This is a genomic window from Bacillus sp. 3255 (assembly GCF_031456485.1).
In the GTDB taxonomy this organism is placed as follows: domain Bacteria; phylum Bacillota; class Bacilli; order Paenibacillales; family NBRC-103111; genus Paenibacillus_E.
The window spans coordinates 89,916-104,886 of sequence record NZ_JAVDUS010000025.1 but is presented as its reverse complement, the minus strand read 5'-3'; the positions used below and the strand labels follow the sequence as shown (position 1 = coordinate 104,886).

Genomic DNA, 14,971 nt, shown 5'->3' with positions numbered 1-14,971 from the left:
AAAAACCTGAGGCATCTAGCCTCAGGTTTTGTAGTCTCACCGGGATTGTCTGAACCGCTGCGAATATTCCTTCGCTTGATCCACCGTACCGACACGGTTACGGCTCCATTCCAGCAGGATGCGGTCAATATACCGGAAGTGAACTTTGCCGGCAAACACCGCTTCCTTCAGCGCGGTCATAATCAGCTCTTCCTTGTATTGGTCCTTATCCAGCCAGCCGGAGATCGTCTCCAGCTCCATCGGTGTCAACGGCCGGGCGAATTCTTTCTCGAACGTGGTGAAAATATTTCTGGCGCTCTCATCTGCCTGCACAGGCTGCCGCACGGTGGATAGCTTCGCTATCTCCTGCTCGGCCAGCCGCTTGGCCAGCTGCCGGTATAATGGCGTCAGATTATAACGCTCGCTGCGAATTTCGGTCATTTCATCCATCACTTCATCGATCGTGATGAACTGCTCATGAATCAGCTTCTGCAAGGAAGCGATCACCAGATCCGGTGATGCCGACATGCGCGCTTGAATTTCATCCGTAGTCGGAAAGTCATTCTTCTCCTTTTCCAAGAAAGCAATGAGATGAATGAGCGTCATCACTTCGATTTCGCTTAGCTGGAGCGCTCGGTAATTTTTCAACAGGAGGAGCGGAACCGCGACACTGCCTTCCTGAAAACTGGCCAACAGTACCGCTTCTATTTGCTGCTGCATCACATACGGTTTACTCATCCTGTCCCCTTTCTACTTTCGGTCGATTCAGACATTACGGATATAGACGGTATAGCAGACGAGGGAACGGAATCGTTTCACGGACATGATCCAATCCGCAGATCCAGGCTACCGTACGTTCAAGTCCAAGCCCGAACCCGGAATGCGGCACCGTGCCGTATTTGCGCAAATCCAGGTACCATTGGTAAGCTTCTTTCGGCAGTTCATGCTCTTGGAAACGCTGCTCCATCAGCTCCGGATCGTCAATCCGCTGGCTGCCTCCGATGATTTCCCCATAGCCCTCAGGCGCGATCATATCCGCACACAGTACGACCTCAGGACGGGCAGGGTCCGGTTTCATGTAAAAGGCTTTGATCTCCGTCGGCCAGTGCGTAATGAAGACCGGTGTTTCGTATTCGGCAGCAATCGCCGTTTCGTGCGGTGCGCCGAAATCTTCGCCCCATTGGAATTCATGGCCGTTCTTTTGCAAGAAGTCCACGGCTTGATCGTAAGTAATGCGCGGGAAGCTGCCTTTAATTTTCTCCAGCTTGGACGTATCGCGCTCCAGCGTCTCCAACTCAGCCTGGCAGTTGGCAAGAACGGACTGCACGATGTGCGAGACGAATTGCTCCTGCACTTCCAGGTTCTCGGCATGGTCGACGAAGGCCATCTCCGGCTCGATCATCCAGAACTCAATGAGATGGCGTCTCGTTTTCGATTTCTCCGCACGGAACGTCGGGCCGAAGGAGTACACTCTGCCGAGTGCCATCGCGGCCGCTTCCATATAGAGCTGACCGCTCTGCGTCAGGAATGCATCTTCGTCAAAATATTTGGTGTGGAACAGATTCGTCGTTCCTTCGCAGGAAGACGGTGTCAGAATCGGCGGATCCACCAAGTGGAAGCCTCGTTCGTTGAAGAACTGCTGCACGGCTTGAATGATTTGCGCGCGAATGACGAGCACCGCGCGTTGGCGGGGACTGCGGATCCAGAGATGGCGGTTATCCATCAGGAAGTCAACGCCGTGCTCCTTCGGGGTGATCGGATATTCTTCCGTTACTTGAATGATCTCCACGCCGATTACATCCAGCTCGTAACCGCCCTTGCTGCGAGTGTCTTCTTTCACTTTGCCGGTTATGTATAACGAGCTTTCTTGGGTCAGCTTGGAAGCCGCTTCCCAGACTTCTTCGCCCACTTCGCTTTTCACGACAACACCTTGTATATATCCTGAACCGTCTCTAAGTTGTAAAAATTGAATTTTACCGCTTGACCGTTTCTTGTTTAACCAACAGCCGATTGTAACAGACTCGCCGACGTGGTGTTTGACTTGACCTATCGTACATTTCATCCTGCTATAGAGCCTCCTTAGCTTTTACGTGAGAACCTTGTAACCGGGAGAAAGGCGCTGTCCGCCATTCCCTCGGCTCTTCTATTGTACACTATTTTCCGCCAAGATTCAGTTGGCGGAGGATGGCGCTGCGGGTGAACCGGCCAGCACCAATTCATACGTATCCCGGGCGATCATCCACTCTTCGTTCGTCGGTATGACCAGCACCTGCACCTTGGAGCTTGCCGTCGTAATGCGGCGTTCCAGCCCTCTGCCCGTGCGGTTGGCCTCCTCATCGAATTCGACGCCAAGGTAAGTCAGCTGTTCGCAGACCGCCTTGCGCAGCACTTCGGCATTTTCCCCGACTCCGGCCGTAAACACAATGGCATCCACGCCGTTCATAGCAGCCGCGTACGCACCGATGTACTTGCGCAATCGGTACTCGTACATGTCGAAGGCCAGCTTGGCATTCTTATCACCGGCGGCCATCGCTTCCGTAATCTCGCGCATATCGCTGGAGATGCCTGAGATCGCTTGCAAGCCGCTGTGCTTGTTCAGCATGGAGGAGACCTCGCCGAGCGTCAAATCCTCCTTGCCCATCGCATAAGGCACGATGGCGGGATCCAGATCGCCGCTGCGCGTGCCCATCATCAATCCTTCGAGCGGAGTCATCCCCATGCTCGTATCGATTGATTGGCCGTGAGCAATGGCGGCGCAGGAAGCACCGTTCCCGATATGACAGGTAATGAGCTTCAGCTCCTTCAGCGGGCGGCCCAGGAACGCCGCGGCGCGCTCGCTCACGTAGTTGTGCGACGTGCCGTGGAAACCGTAGCGGCGCACCTTGTGCTTCCGGTACAGGACCATCGGTACCGGGTACAGGTAGGCTTGCGCCGGCATAGACTGATGGAAGGCCGTGTCGAACACGACGGCCTGCGGTGTATCCGGCATGTTCGCCTCCACCGCCGTAATGCCCAGCATATGCGCCGGGTTGTGCAGCGGCGCCAAGTCGAAGAGCCGCTTGATCTCCTGCTTCACCTCGTGCGTCACGAGGACGGAGCTCTTGAAGCTTTCGCCGCCGTGGACGACGCGGTGGCCGACGGCGTGGATCTCGGCCGTCGAGGACAGCACGCCGTGTTCGGGATGAACGAGCAGCGCCAGCACTTTGCGGATCGCTGTCGTATGCTCCAGAATTTCACTGACCTCGTGAACCTCGGCCTTCCCCTTCGGCTCATGCGTTAGAATTGCGGTTTCCATGCCGATTCGTTCAACCCGGCCTTTGGCCAGCACCGACTCGTCCTCCATGTGGAAGAGCTGATATTTAAGTGAGGAGCTTCCTGCATTGATGACAAGTACATTCACAGCCGGTCACCGTCCTTATCGTAGCGGAAGAAGCCTTCGCCCGTTTTGACGCCCAGATGACCGGCTCTCACCATTTTTTTCAACAGAAACGACGGACGGTACTTAATGTCCCCATAATCGCGGAACATCCCTTCCAGCGCGTCATGAACCGCATCCAACCCGAAGCGGTCGCACATCTCGAGCGGACCGTATTTGAAATCGTAGCCAATCCGCATCGAATTATCGATATCTTCGGCCGAAGCGACTCCTTCGGATAACGTATGCAGCGCCTCATTGATCAATGTGCAAATCAGCCTCGTTGTAATGAAACCAGGCGATTCATTGACTTTAATCCCTTTCTTTTGGATAAGCTCATCTACGAAATATTTGGTTCGCTCAAACGTTTCGTCCGACGTTTTCATAGCGCGGATGATTTCCACGAGATTGACCTTCGCAACCGGATGCAGAAAATGAAGCCCGATCACACGCTGAGGATTCGTGGTAACGGCAGCAATCTCCGTTACACTGAGTGTTGACGTGTTCGTGGCCAGTATAATATTCTCGTTGCACAGCTGATTTAATTGAAAGAAGACGTGCTTCTTGGTATTCAAGTCTTCCGTGACGGTTTCTATCACCATATCGCATGAAGCCATGTCGGCAAGAGAGCCTGCTTTTTTAATTTTCGCCAAAATAAGCTTCTTCTCCGCTTCCGTTAAGGCCCAACGCTCGATTTGTTTATCCAGGCTGACGGTAATCTGCTCAATCGCCCGGTCCAGCTTCTCGGTTGTTTTCTCTGCGAGGAGCACTTCCAGGCCGCGGGCCGCCAACATTTCTGATATTCCTTGTCCCATCGTGCCGCCGCCGACGACACCAATCGTTTTGAAAACCATGCCCCATTTCCCCTTTGCTACAACTCATTCTTTATCATTCTCATCCTTAGGACATTACAATCTTGGAACTCAAAACTATCATACAATTTTTACTGTCAAATTTCATTAACCGTCACAAAACATTACCCAATCCTCATGAATTCCGACACAATTTGGACGAGAATTATTCTCAATTAGAAGCTTATTTATAGGTGTACTGAGAATGAAAAAAAGAAGCAGGCTCTCGCCTGCTTCTGCTTGCTTCTTCCTATGCGGTTTGCGAAACCGATGCGTCGAACAAGGCCCGGAACGTATCACCGGAAATGACTTCTTCCTTCATCAGAATGGCGAAGGAATGATCGAACACGCTACGCTGCTGTTCAAGCAGTGCTTTCGTGCGGATCATCAGCGCCTCCAGAATGGCGTTGTTCTCTTTCATCAGCTGATCCTTGGTCACCATCTCACGGTCAATGATCCCCAGTGAAGTGAGACCGGAATCCATCATATTGCGAACCATCGACAACGCTTGTTCAAAGTCGTTGCGCGACCCTGTGCTGCGGCCGCCATAAAACATTTCTTCAGCCGCCGCTCCGCCCAAGGCGATCATGATCTGCTGCTCGATGTAATCCTTCGTGTAAAGGTAATGATCTTTCGGCGGGTTGTGCCGCACATAGCCCAGCGCTTTGCCGCGCGGGCTCACTGTAACCTGCGAAACGGAGCCGGGGCGCACCAGTTCAGCGACGATCGCATGGCCCAGCTCATGATACGCAACGCGTTCCTTTTCATCCTGGGCCGTTTCTTTATCGGTACGTTCGCCCATCATAATTTTATCGATCGCGGATGCCAGGTGATGCTGCTCGATCTCCGGCTTATCCTCACGCATCGCATAAATCGCCGCTTCGTTCAACACACCTTCCAGCTGCGCGCCGGAGAAACCGAACGTTTGTTCTGCGACAGCATCCAGAGACACTGCCTTAGACAACGGTTTATTTTTCACATGAATATCCAGAATCGATAACCGGCCCTTCTTATCCGGCAAATCCACCTCAATATGGCGGTCGAAACGTCCCGGACGCAGCAATGCGCTATCCAGCATTTCTTTGCGGTTCGTCGCTGCCATAATGAGAATGCGCGGCGCATCATTCGTATGAATGCCGTCCATCTCCGTCAGCAGCTGATTCAGCGTTTGATCGTACTCACGCTGTTGGCCGCCGTCACGCTTACCGCCAATCACGTCAATCTCGTCGATGAAAATAATCGCATTGTCTTTACCCTCTTTCAAGGCGCGAGTTCTCGCTTCCTTGAACAGATCGCGGACGCGGCTCGCGCCGACACCGACGTACATCTCGACGAACTCACTGCCGGATGCCGCCAAATATACGGAATTCGTATAATGTGCGGCTGCTTTGGCCATCAACGTTTTCCCTGTTCCCGGAGGACCGGTCAACAGAATCCCTTTCAACGGACGAATCCCCAGCTTCTTAATTTCTTCGTGCTTGATCAGAAAATCCAGAGCTTCCGTCAATTCTTTCTTCGCGCGGTCTTGTCCCCCGATCTGGTCAAACGTCAGAAACGCGGGAGTACGATTCTTGCTCTTCCGTTCACCGCCGCCTCCGCCGCCGGAGATGCCAATACCGCCGCGCCCTTTGATCATATAGAACAGCGATACGCCAAGGACACCGACGAAGAGAATCGGAATGATATTCACACCCAGGAACGCTAGAAAGATAAGCAATACCGGGATCGCACCGATCCCGATTTCTTTATATATTTTACTCATTCGGCCACACTCCTATCTGCGATGTTCTAGGAAGCATGATGAATTTCGTGGCGTCACCGTCCGTCAATCGAATATATACGTAAGTCTGGTCCATCTCGCTCTCAACTTTCAAGTTCGGCATATCCGCCGCATATTTCTGCAGTGTTGCGGGAATATCGGCGTAATGCTTCGTCTCCATCGCTTGCGCAACTTCGAACAACGCCTTGGACCACCACTGGTTCAACCCTTCGGAGGGATTGTCCTTCACATGAATATTGACCGTCCGTTTGCCGATAATCGATGCTCCTTCTTCATGAATCCGTTCAACAACCGTTCTTAAGTTCGCATCTGCCTTCAACGTGATTTCTATATCAACTTGGTCTTTGTCCAGTTTCATTGTCGAGCTAGTTACCCCAGGAACTTTGCTGATGATATCGGATAATGGATTTTCCATTGCAAAACTTGTATAAGCAAACCAGCCTCCAAATAAAACGCCGGCGGAAATAATAACGCTCAATACGACAGGTAAGAGACGCAGCTTCATCAGTCAACGTCCCCCTTTCTCGAAATATTTTGTTGCATCCAAGTCCATACGAATAGTATATCATTAGATATATACAATGACCTTATGAAATGAGTGGAAACAACAAAACTCAGCCTATTGCAGGCTGAGTCTGTACGTATCGAGATAGGTTCCGTCTTTAAATTTGTAGTAATCGTAAAAATAGCGGGTGCCGCTGTCGTCTTCCTTCTTATAAAACACTTCCCAGACGTATTCTTGGCCTAGCTTCCCCGGCATGGCGCGCTCGATCTCGAATGCCGGATCTTTCTTCAGCACCGCCTCCCGGGCTTGAGCCTCCGTGAAGCCTTCCGTCGTCATCTCCGTATGCACTTCTTTGTCCGATACCCATACGATAACTCCTTGGCCCAGTTTGTCTTCTCCATAGACGATCTGGAACGGTTCATCGCCGTAGAAGAAATCGACCTTCGTCGCTTTCGTCAACAAGCTTTTCTCATAAGCCGTCTCCACCGCGGCACTCTTGCTCTTCCAATGTTCACTCTGAACATTCAAATAGAAGCGGCTGAGCACTACGCAGAGCGTCAATACGATAAATATACTTAACGTTATGATTCTTGTTCGCTTCGCATTCATAAGCGCCGCTCACCTCCCCCGTCGAACATACGGCACCTGTTACCCGATGAGCCGGTTGAAGGATTGCGTAAACTCGCGCTTGATCTGCTCTTCGTCCATCGTCAAGCATTCCCCTTTACGGACAATCCAACTGCCGTCTACGCATACGTCGACAACATCTTTGGCGCAAGCCGAGTAGACGACATGCGAGATGAAATCCGTCTTCGGCAGGAAATGCGGCTGGTCGATGTCCAGCGCGATGAAATCGGCTTTCATTCCCGGCTTCAGCAGGCCGACTTGATCCAACCAGACGGACTCCGCCCCCATTCTCGTTCCCATGAGAAGCGCTTCTCTGGCAGGGACGGCAAGCGGATCGCCGGAAACGCCTTTGTGAATCAATGCCGCAAGCCGCATCTCTTCGAACATGTCCAGATTGTTGTTGGATGCCGCTCCATCCGTTCCTAACGACACCTTGACGCCTGCTCTCAAGAGTTCAGGCACACGGGCTACGCCGCTGGCTAGCTTCAGATTGCTGCCCGGATTATGAGAGATTCTAACATCGTACTGCTTCAGTACGCTAATTTCTTCATCCGTTAGATGAACGCCGTGCGCAACAAGCGTCGGTCTGCTGAACACGCCGGTCTTCTCCAGATGGGCAACCGGACGAAGCCCGTATTGATCGACATTGCCCTGCACTTCACGGGCCGTCTCGGACATATGCGTATGTACCGGCAAATTCAGATCGTGGGCTACTTGTACGATTCGTTCGATATAGTCCGGCGGACAAGTGTAAGGCGCATGCGGGGACATCATCGTCGTAATGCGTCCGTTAGCTCCGCCGTGCCAGCGTTTGGCAAATTCGGTCGCTTCCTGCAGCTTCGCGGTTTGCACATCCGGCGGACATAGACCGATCACGCCGCGGGCGAGAACACCGCGCATGCCTGACTCTTCCACAGCGAGCGCCACTTCATGCATATGGTCGTACATATCGACGAACGTGGTCGTTCCGCCTTTCATCATCTCCAGGATGGACAGCTTCGTTCCCCACTTTACATCCTGCGCGGTAAACTTGGCTTCCATCGGCCACATTTTCTCTTCCAGCCAAATTTGCAGCGCCAAGTCATCCCCATAGCCTCTGAGCAGCGACATTGCGGCATGACCGTGCGTATTCACAAGACCCGGCATATACAATTTGTTCGTGCCGTCGATCACTTCGTCATAGCTTTCCTTCGGCGCAGGCAATTCTTCGCCAATATATGTAATAAGATCTCCTTCAATCGCCATATAGCCTTGAATCGATGATTTTCCTTCTTCCAAAGTAATAAAATAACCATTCGCTATTAATGTTTTTTTCATACTAAAAAACCCTCTCTATGCTCATTCTAAGTAAACAACCGCTTTATAAACTTTACCTCTTCGGGCTTGTAAAATCAAGGAAGCCCTTCATATGAAGGTATTGTAAATTGTCACGGAATTTTCGTTGCGTTGAGCACAATTGTTATGATATTTTTAACTTTGTGAGTTTTTTCTACAATTTGGTCTGATTATCTCATAAATTCGATCAAAAACTTGTACATATAGGAAAAATTAGGAGGGTCTTTATGACAACGTTATTCACCAAAAAGAACGAAGTCGATTTTCTGCAACTGCTGATCCGCGCCGCAGAGAACGCGCTGCAAACTGCGCAACTGTTCCGCACAGCCATGATGGGGGACAAATCGCCTGTCGATTACGTGCAATCGATTCACGATCTTGAGCATCAAGGGGACTCTATTACACACGAAATTTTCAAAGGGTTGAACAAAGTTTTCATCACTCCGATTGACCGCGAAGACATTATGGTTCTAGCCTCCAAAGTTGACGATGTGACAGACGGCATTGAAGCCACCATCGCGCGCTTCGATTATTTGAACGTTACGCATACCGATGCCTACATGAGAGATTTCTCCGCCTGTATCGTCGAATCCTGCCAACACATGCTGGATGCATTCAAGCTTCTTGCCAAGAAGAAATATATGCAAATCCCCGAGCATACCGTAGCCATCAACTCCCTCGAAAACCAAGGAGACCGCTTGATGCGCGAAGGCATTCGCCAAATTTTCAGCAAACGCAACGATCCTTATGAGGATTTCAAATTAAAAGAAATCTATGAACGCTTGGAAGAAACGACGGACGCTTGCGAAGACGTAGCCAACATCCTAGACAGCGTCGTACTTCGTTATTCATAGGACATTTACGTACGGCGTCCCTTGTGAACGAAGATCGTTTTCCATGATGGAAAACGCTTAGGAGGAAAACATGTTAACTTATTTAATCATAATCGTTGCACTTGCCCTGTTGTTTGATTTCATCAACGGCTTCCACGATACTGCCAACGCCATCGCGACATCGATCTCCACACGGGCCTTAAGCCCGAAAGTGGCCATCGCCATGGCCGCAATCTTGAATTTCGTTGGCGCCATGGTTTCTTCCAAAGTTGCCAAAACCGTCGGCGGAAGCATCGCGAACCCTGCGCAGATCGAGAACGGTGTACAAGTCGTTATTGCCGCGCTGCTGGCGGCTATTATCTGGAACTTGCTTACCTGGTATCTTGCCATCCCGTCTTCATCGTCCCATACGCTGCTTGGCTCATTGGCAGGCGCAGTAATCGCCGGTGCAGGCTTTGGCGCGGTGAACTGGAACGGATTCACACAAATCATCATCATCTTGATTTTGTCACCAATTATCGCCTTTGCCCTCGGTTACGTGATCATGTTTCTCATTAAACAAATCATCATTTTGTCGGGGAATACGTCCAGATCGAAGCTTAATCGTATGTTCAGAACTTTACAAATCATATCTGCCGCTTTGCTTTCCTACTCGCACGGTGGTAACGATGCGCAGAAAGCGATGGGTATCATCGTTTTCGGTCTAGTCGCGGCCGATATGCAAACCGATCTGAACGTACCGCTCTGGGTGAAAATTTCAGCGGCACTTGCAATGGGCCTTGGAACGTCAATCGGCGGTTGGAAAATCATCAAGACCGTCTCCGGCAAAATCGTCAAAATCGAACCGATTAACGGATTTGCCTCCGACCTGACGTCATCGCTCGTCATCCAATTCTCGACCCATATCGGTAAGCCTCTATCCACTACGCATGTTATTTCCTCCGCCATCATCGGGACAGGAAGTGTCATGCGGTTCCATGAAGTGCAGTGGGGAACGGTCAGCCGGATGCTGATCACTTGGTTAATCACGATTCCGATCTCCATCGTGCTTGCTTATTCGCTTTACTTCTTGTTGTTCAGACTTATTTTTTAAAAATGGGATGCCCTGTTGCCATGTACATGGTTCGGGGCATTTTTTTGTTTTCTAACGGACACCAGGGACGTTATTGTTGGGATTTCCGGCCCGCTGCATCTCTAACGGACACAGATGCTCTTATTTGCCGCTTTCAGCGCATAATCAGGCGGAAACCGGTTAAATAGCGTCACCGGTGTCCGTTAGAATCCTGAGACGGCTGTTTTGAACCGAATAACGGCCGCTGTGTCCGTTAGAATTCGAGTCGCAAGTCGACTAGCTCGCAACAGGCTCAAGGGGCCCGGGCCGCCAGTGAAGCTGGCAGCTGGCTCGACTCTGCGGAGCATTAATTTGTTTGGCGGGTATTGTCGGTTGCGTGCGGGTGCGCGTGGGAACGTGCTGAATTGTTATATTTGAGTGGCTCGTTAGTCGGGGAACGTGTGGAGCGCTGAAAGCAGCCGACTCTCCCATTCTAACGGACACCACAGCCGCTATTATAGGGATTTCCGGTCCGCTGCATCTCTAACGGACACAGATGCTCTTATTTGCCGCTTTCAGGGCATAATCAGGCGGAAACCGGTTAAATAGCGTCACTGGTGTCCGTTAGAATCCCGAGACGGCTGTTTTGAACCGAATAACGGCTCCTGTGTCCGTTAGAACTCGAGTCGCAAGTCGACTAGCTCGCAACAGGCTCAAGGGGCCCGGGCCGCCAGTGAAGCTGGCAGCTGGCTCGACTCTGCGGAGCATTAATTTGTTTGGCGGGTATTGTCGGTTGCGTACGGGAACGTTTGGGAACGTGCAGAAGTGTTACATTTGATGGCTCGTTGGTCGGGGAACGTGTGGGGCCTGCGGAAAGCAGCCGACTCTCTAAAACCGGTTATATAGCGTCACCGGTGTCCGTTAGCACGAAACGTCTGTTTCGCCCCGAATAACGGCCGCGGAGTCCGTTCGCACTCCGGATGGATGGGGTTAACCTACATCCATTAATAAAAAAGGTGCCGAGCCCCCACGCTCAACACCTTAATCTTAATCCAAATAATAAGCCAAACTTTGCAGCTCCGTCGTAAAATCCGCGTAATGCACGCGCACCTCCGGCGGCACCTTGATAATGACCGGCGCAAAGTTCAGAATCGCCTCAATGCCGCACTCCACGAACTGGTTCGCCACATTTTGCGCCTCCGCCGCCGGCACTGTAATAATGCCGATCCGCACGCCCAGCTGAGACAGCAGCGCCTTCATCTCCTGCATCGGCTGTACGGTCAAATTATTGATCGTCTCCCCAACCTTGCTGGGCATCGCGTCAAACACGGCAACAATTTTCATATCATTCCGCAAATAAGTATTATAATTGCACAAAGCCCGGCCCAGATTGCCCGCTCCGACGAGCGCAACTTGAATATGCCGGTCAAGCTTCAGAATTTGCCTGATTTTCTCGATCAAATATGCGATATCGTAGCCGATACCCTTTTTGCCGAATTCACCGAAATAGGCCAGATCCTTTCGAATTTGCGCAGGATTCAAGTCAAGCTTCTGACCCAAATCCTGCGAAGAGACCGTAGCGACATTTTTCATCGCCAGTTCGTTGAGAAACCGCAAATAAATGGGCAAACGCCGTACAACCGCTTCGGATATTTTCTGTGATTTCATCCTCTACGCCTCCCCCATCCACTGCTCAATCCTTGGTAACATTTGCTCCGTTCTCATGTGCTCGATTTTGGGGCCTGGCAGCGAGTAGAGGAAGTGCTTGCCATAATACGTTTCAATAACACGCGTATCGTAGATGATGACAATGCCTTTATCGGATGCGCGTCTGACCAGCCGGCCAAAGCCCTGCTTGAACCGAATAACCGCTTGCGGCACAGAAAACTTCATGAACGGATTCTCATTGCGCTTTTTAATATTTTCGCATTTGGCTTCCACGAGCGGATGGTTCGGAGGCTGAAACGGCAAGCGAATGATGGCTAAGCAGCTTAGAGCATCCCCAGGAATGTCAACGCCCTCCCAGAACGAGCTGGTGCCCAGCAGGACGCACATTTTGTTGTCTTGGAACATCCGGGTCAGCTTGCTTCGATTGCCGCTATCCACCCCTTGACCGAGCACGGTAATGCCATACGCCTTCAAATAGTCCTTCATCCCTGCATAGATCTGCTTCAGCATCCGGTTGGATGTGAATAGGATCAGCATCCTCCCCTTCGTCACGATCGCCACTTCGCTCAGCGACTCGATCAGTGAAGCGATGAACACAGGATCGCCGGCCCCTTTGATCGTCGGAAAATCGCGCGGAATCACGACCAAAGCCTGCTCGCGATAGTTAAACGGCGAAGGCAGCTGCACCGTTTTGAGCTTGCCGCTTTCTTCGTCCTCCGGAATCGCGAGTCCTAATTGATCCGCGGAGTATTGGAACGATTTGTTCACCGACAGGGTCGCGGACGTCATAATGATGCTTTCTTTGGTCTCGAAGAAATGCTGCTGCAGAAGATGGCTGACATCGGTCGGTACGGAGATGAGCTGCAAGGACTTCGCCTTAGCGTACGTGCCCGCTTCCATCCAGTACACATAGCCGTCATCGGCCATTTTCATGAAGAAATGGAGGGCATCCCGTTGTTCGTACAGCTCCTTCACGGTCCCGTTAAGATCGGTAACAAGCCCCTGCACGCCAAACACTTCCTGGTGCTCCTTCACGTCGTTAAGCAGCTTATCCAGCGTGCGAAGGAGATCGTTGGCGTTCAGATACATATTATCTTCGAGTGACAGCAGCTCATCCCAATAATCAGGAACCGTCTCCGGCTTCATCCGCAGCACATACGATGAATTGTCGGTTTGCGAAGGATCGCTGCGCGAAGAGAGCAGCTCATACAGCCGTTCGCTCAGGAGCTCCCAGTCCTCTTTCATTTTCACGATTTTGGGGAAAAGGCTATCGATCGACTGACTCCATAACAGAGCGCGTTCCTGCTGCTCATCCGCCTTCTGCAGACGAAACCGGAGCATCGGCAGTTGGCCGCTGCGATTATCTTTGTAGAGCCAAGTGAGCGAATGGTACAACGCCGAGGAATGCAGCTCGATCCCCAGATGCTTGCTGGCCACCTCTTCAAAGTGATGTGCCTCATCGATGACGAGATGCTTGTAAGCCGGCAGAAGGCGGTTCTCCGCTTTCATATCCGTAAACAGGAGGGAATGGTTCGTTATAATGACATCGGCCGTATTGGCATCGTTGCGGGCGCGGTGATAGAAGCATTTTTTGTACCAGGGACACATCCGGTTCAAACAGGAGTCCGTATCGCTGGCAACGGAATACCAGAATTGAGCGCCCTTATTGCCGAAGTGCAGCTCCTCCTCGTCCCCATGCTCCGTTTCGCTCAGCCAAACGACCATTTGCGCCGCAGTAATCGGATCATCTTTGCCATTCTCATAATCGCGCGTCGTCAGCTTCGTTTCGAATTTGCGCAGGCACAAATAATGGCTTCTGCCTTTCAGGACGGCCGCTTTGAACGGTACCGGGAAAATTTCCTTCAACAGCGGAATATCGCGGTCCCTTAGCTGCTCCTGCAAGTTGATCGTATGCGTGGATACGACCACTTTCTTCTCATATTTAATGCCGTAGTATAAGGAGGGGATCAAGTAGCCGAGCGACTTGCCCGTACCCGTTCCCGCCTCAATCATCAAATGCCGGCCGTGCTCGAGCGATCTCTCGACTTCGTGAATCATTTGCTCCTGAGATTCGCGTTCTTCGAAGATTTCGAATTTCGTCTGCAGCGCTGTTTTCAATCCTTGATGGAATTCGTCAAACGACGCACCCAGACCATCCTCATGCGCAGCACCGCGGATCTCCTCTTCTTCTCCCCAATCCCCAACATTCAATGTAAACTGGCGGAAATAGCGGTGAGTATCCGTATCTACGCTTGTGATCGATTCTTTATATAAACAGATTTCCTCCAGAAACCAGCCCAAGTCGCTGGCGTTGTTCTCAAAAATATGCTGCAAGCGCTGAACGGTCAGCAGCGGCAAGCTTAGCAATCTTTCCAAGCAGATGATCCATATGTCGGCCGTCACTTCCGCATCGCTGTCCGCTTGATGGGGCCTTTCGTGATCGATTCCGAAGAGACCGGCAACCATGCTCAGCTGCAGGCTGGCAATCGACGGAAACAGCATGCGCAGCATGTCGATCGTATCAAGCACCCTGCCCGTGAAAGGCGGGTAGCCGGTTTTGGTCAGCCCCTTTTGCAAAAATGAAAGGTCGAAAGCCGCATGATGCGCAACGAGGACGCAATCGAACAGCAGCGGAAACATATCCGACATGACTTTGTCGAGCGTAGGGGCATCCGCCACCATCTCGTCCGTAATGCCGGTAAGTGTTGTAATGGAAGAAGGTATACCGATCCCCGGATTAACCAGGGAAGTATACCTGTCGATAATTTGAAATTGATCTATAATGACCAGTCCAACCTGGATGATCTCATCCGCAGGCTGACTTCCTGTCGTTTCAAAATCCAATACTGCAAATTTCATGACGTGTATCTTCAATCCCTTCGTCCTGCACTTCTCCTAGCATACCAAATCTGCATAGGAAAAGGGAA

At 51.4% G+C, this 14,971-nt stretch carries 12 protein-coding genes; 2 read left to right on the top strand and 10 right to left on the bottom strand.

Annotated features, from left to right (window positions below; genetic code table 11):
- Positions 1–36: 36 nt before the first annotated feature.
- The 8 genes from J2X61_RS31015 to J2X61_RS30980 form a co-directional block, all read right to left on the bottom strand.
- A complete protein-coding gene (locus J2X61_RS31015; RefSeq protein ID WP_274468143.1) occupies positions 37–717 on the bottom strand; it encodes a DnaD domain-containing protein in 681 nt (226 codons plus the stop codon).
- 34 nt (positions 718–751) lie between these two features.
- Positions 752–2,041 (bottom strand): asparagine--tRNA ligase, encoded by a 1,290-nt coding sequence (asnS, locus tag J2X61_RS31010; RefSeq protein ID WP_310193694.1) that lies wholly within the window; start codon positions 2,039–2,041, stop codon positions 752–754.
- Between the two features lie 108 nt (positions 2,042–2,149).
- Positions 2,150–3,379, bottom strand: coding sequence for an acetate kinase (locus tag J2X61_RS31005; RefSeq protein ID WP_274468140.1), 1,230 nt, complete (start codon positions 3,377–3,379; stop codon positions 2,150–2,152).
- Positions 3,376–4,248, bottom strand: a complete 873-nt coding sequence (locus J2X61_RS31000; RefSeq protein WP_274468139.1) for a 3-hydroxyacyl-CoA dehydrogenase family protein — start codon at positions 4,246–4,248, stop codon at positions 3,376–3,378. The genes J2X61_RS31005 and J2X61_RS31000 overlap by 4 nt, the downstream gene beginning before the upstream one ends.
- A 247-nt stretch (positions 4,249–4,495) precedes the next feature.
- Positions 4,496–6,007, bottom strand: a complete 1,512-nt coding sequence (locus J2X61_RS30995; RefSeq protein ID WP_310193690.1) for an AAA family ATPase — start codon at positions 6,005–6,007, stop codon at positions 4,496–4,498.
- Positions 6,000–6,530 (bottom strand): hypothetical protein, encoded by a 531-nt coding sequence (locus J2X61_RS30990; protein WP_274468137.1) that lies wholly within the window; start codon positions 6,528–6,530, stop codon positions 6,000–6,002. The genes J2X61_RS30995 and J2X61_RS30990 overlap by 8 nt, the downstream gene beginning before the upstream one ends.
- 114 nt (positions 6,531–6,644) lie before the next feature.
- Positions 6,645–7,139: a cell wall elongation regulator TseB-like domain-containing protein gene (locus tag J2X61_RS30985; RefSeq protein WP_274468135.1), complete on the bottom strand. Its 495-nt coding sequence runs from the start codon at positions 7,137–7,139 to the stop codon at positions 6,645–6,647.
- A 39-nt stretch (positions 7,140–7,178) separates the two neighbouring features.
- Positions 7,179–8,474 (bottom strand): amidohydrolase, encoded by a 1,296-nt coding sequence (locus tag J2X61_RS30980; RefSeq protein WP_310193687.1) that lies wholly within the window; start codon positions 8,472–8,474, stop codon positions 7,179–7,181.
- A 245-nt stretch (positions 8,475–8,719) separates the two neighbouring features.
- On the opposite strand from J2X61_RS30980, the gene J2X61_RS30975 reads away from it, so the two are divergent.
- Together J2X61_RS30975 and J2X61_RS30970 are read left to right on the top strand one after the other, a co-directional pair.
- A complete protein-coding gene (locus J2X61_RS30975) occupies positions 8,720–9,346 on the top strand; it encodes a DUF47 domain-containing protein (protein ID WP_274468133.1) in 627 nt (208 codons plus the stop codon).
- Between the two features lie 70 nt (positions 9,347–9,416).
- Positions 9,417–10,418 carry an inorganic phosphate transporter gene (locus tag J2X61_RS30970; RefSeq protein ID WP_274468132.1) on the top strand — a complete coding sequence of 334 codons (1,002 nt, stop codon included), beginning with the start codon at positions 9,417–9,419 and terminating at the stop codon, positions 10,416–10,418.
- A 1,005-nt stretch (positions 10,419–11,423) separates the two neighbouring features.
- On the opposite strand, the gene J2X61_RS30965 is transcribed toward J2X61_RS30970, so the two are convergent.
- Both J2X61_RS30965 and dinG read right to left on the bottom strand, forming a co-directional pair.
- Positions 11,424–12,044 (bottom strand): redox-sensing transcriptional repressor Rex, encoded by a 621-nt coding sequence (locus J2X61_RS30965; protein ID WP_274468131.1) that lies wholly within the window; start codon positions 12,042–12,044, stop codon positions 11,424–11,426.
- 3 nt (positions 12,045–12,047) lie between these two features.
- A complete protein-coding gene (gene dinG, locus J2X61_RS30960) occupies positions 12,048–14,903 on the bottom strand; it encodes an ATP-dependent DNA helicase DinG (RefSeq protein WP_310193681.1) in 2,856 nt (951 codons plus the stop codon).
- Positions 14,904–14,971 lie beyond the last annotated feature (68 nt).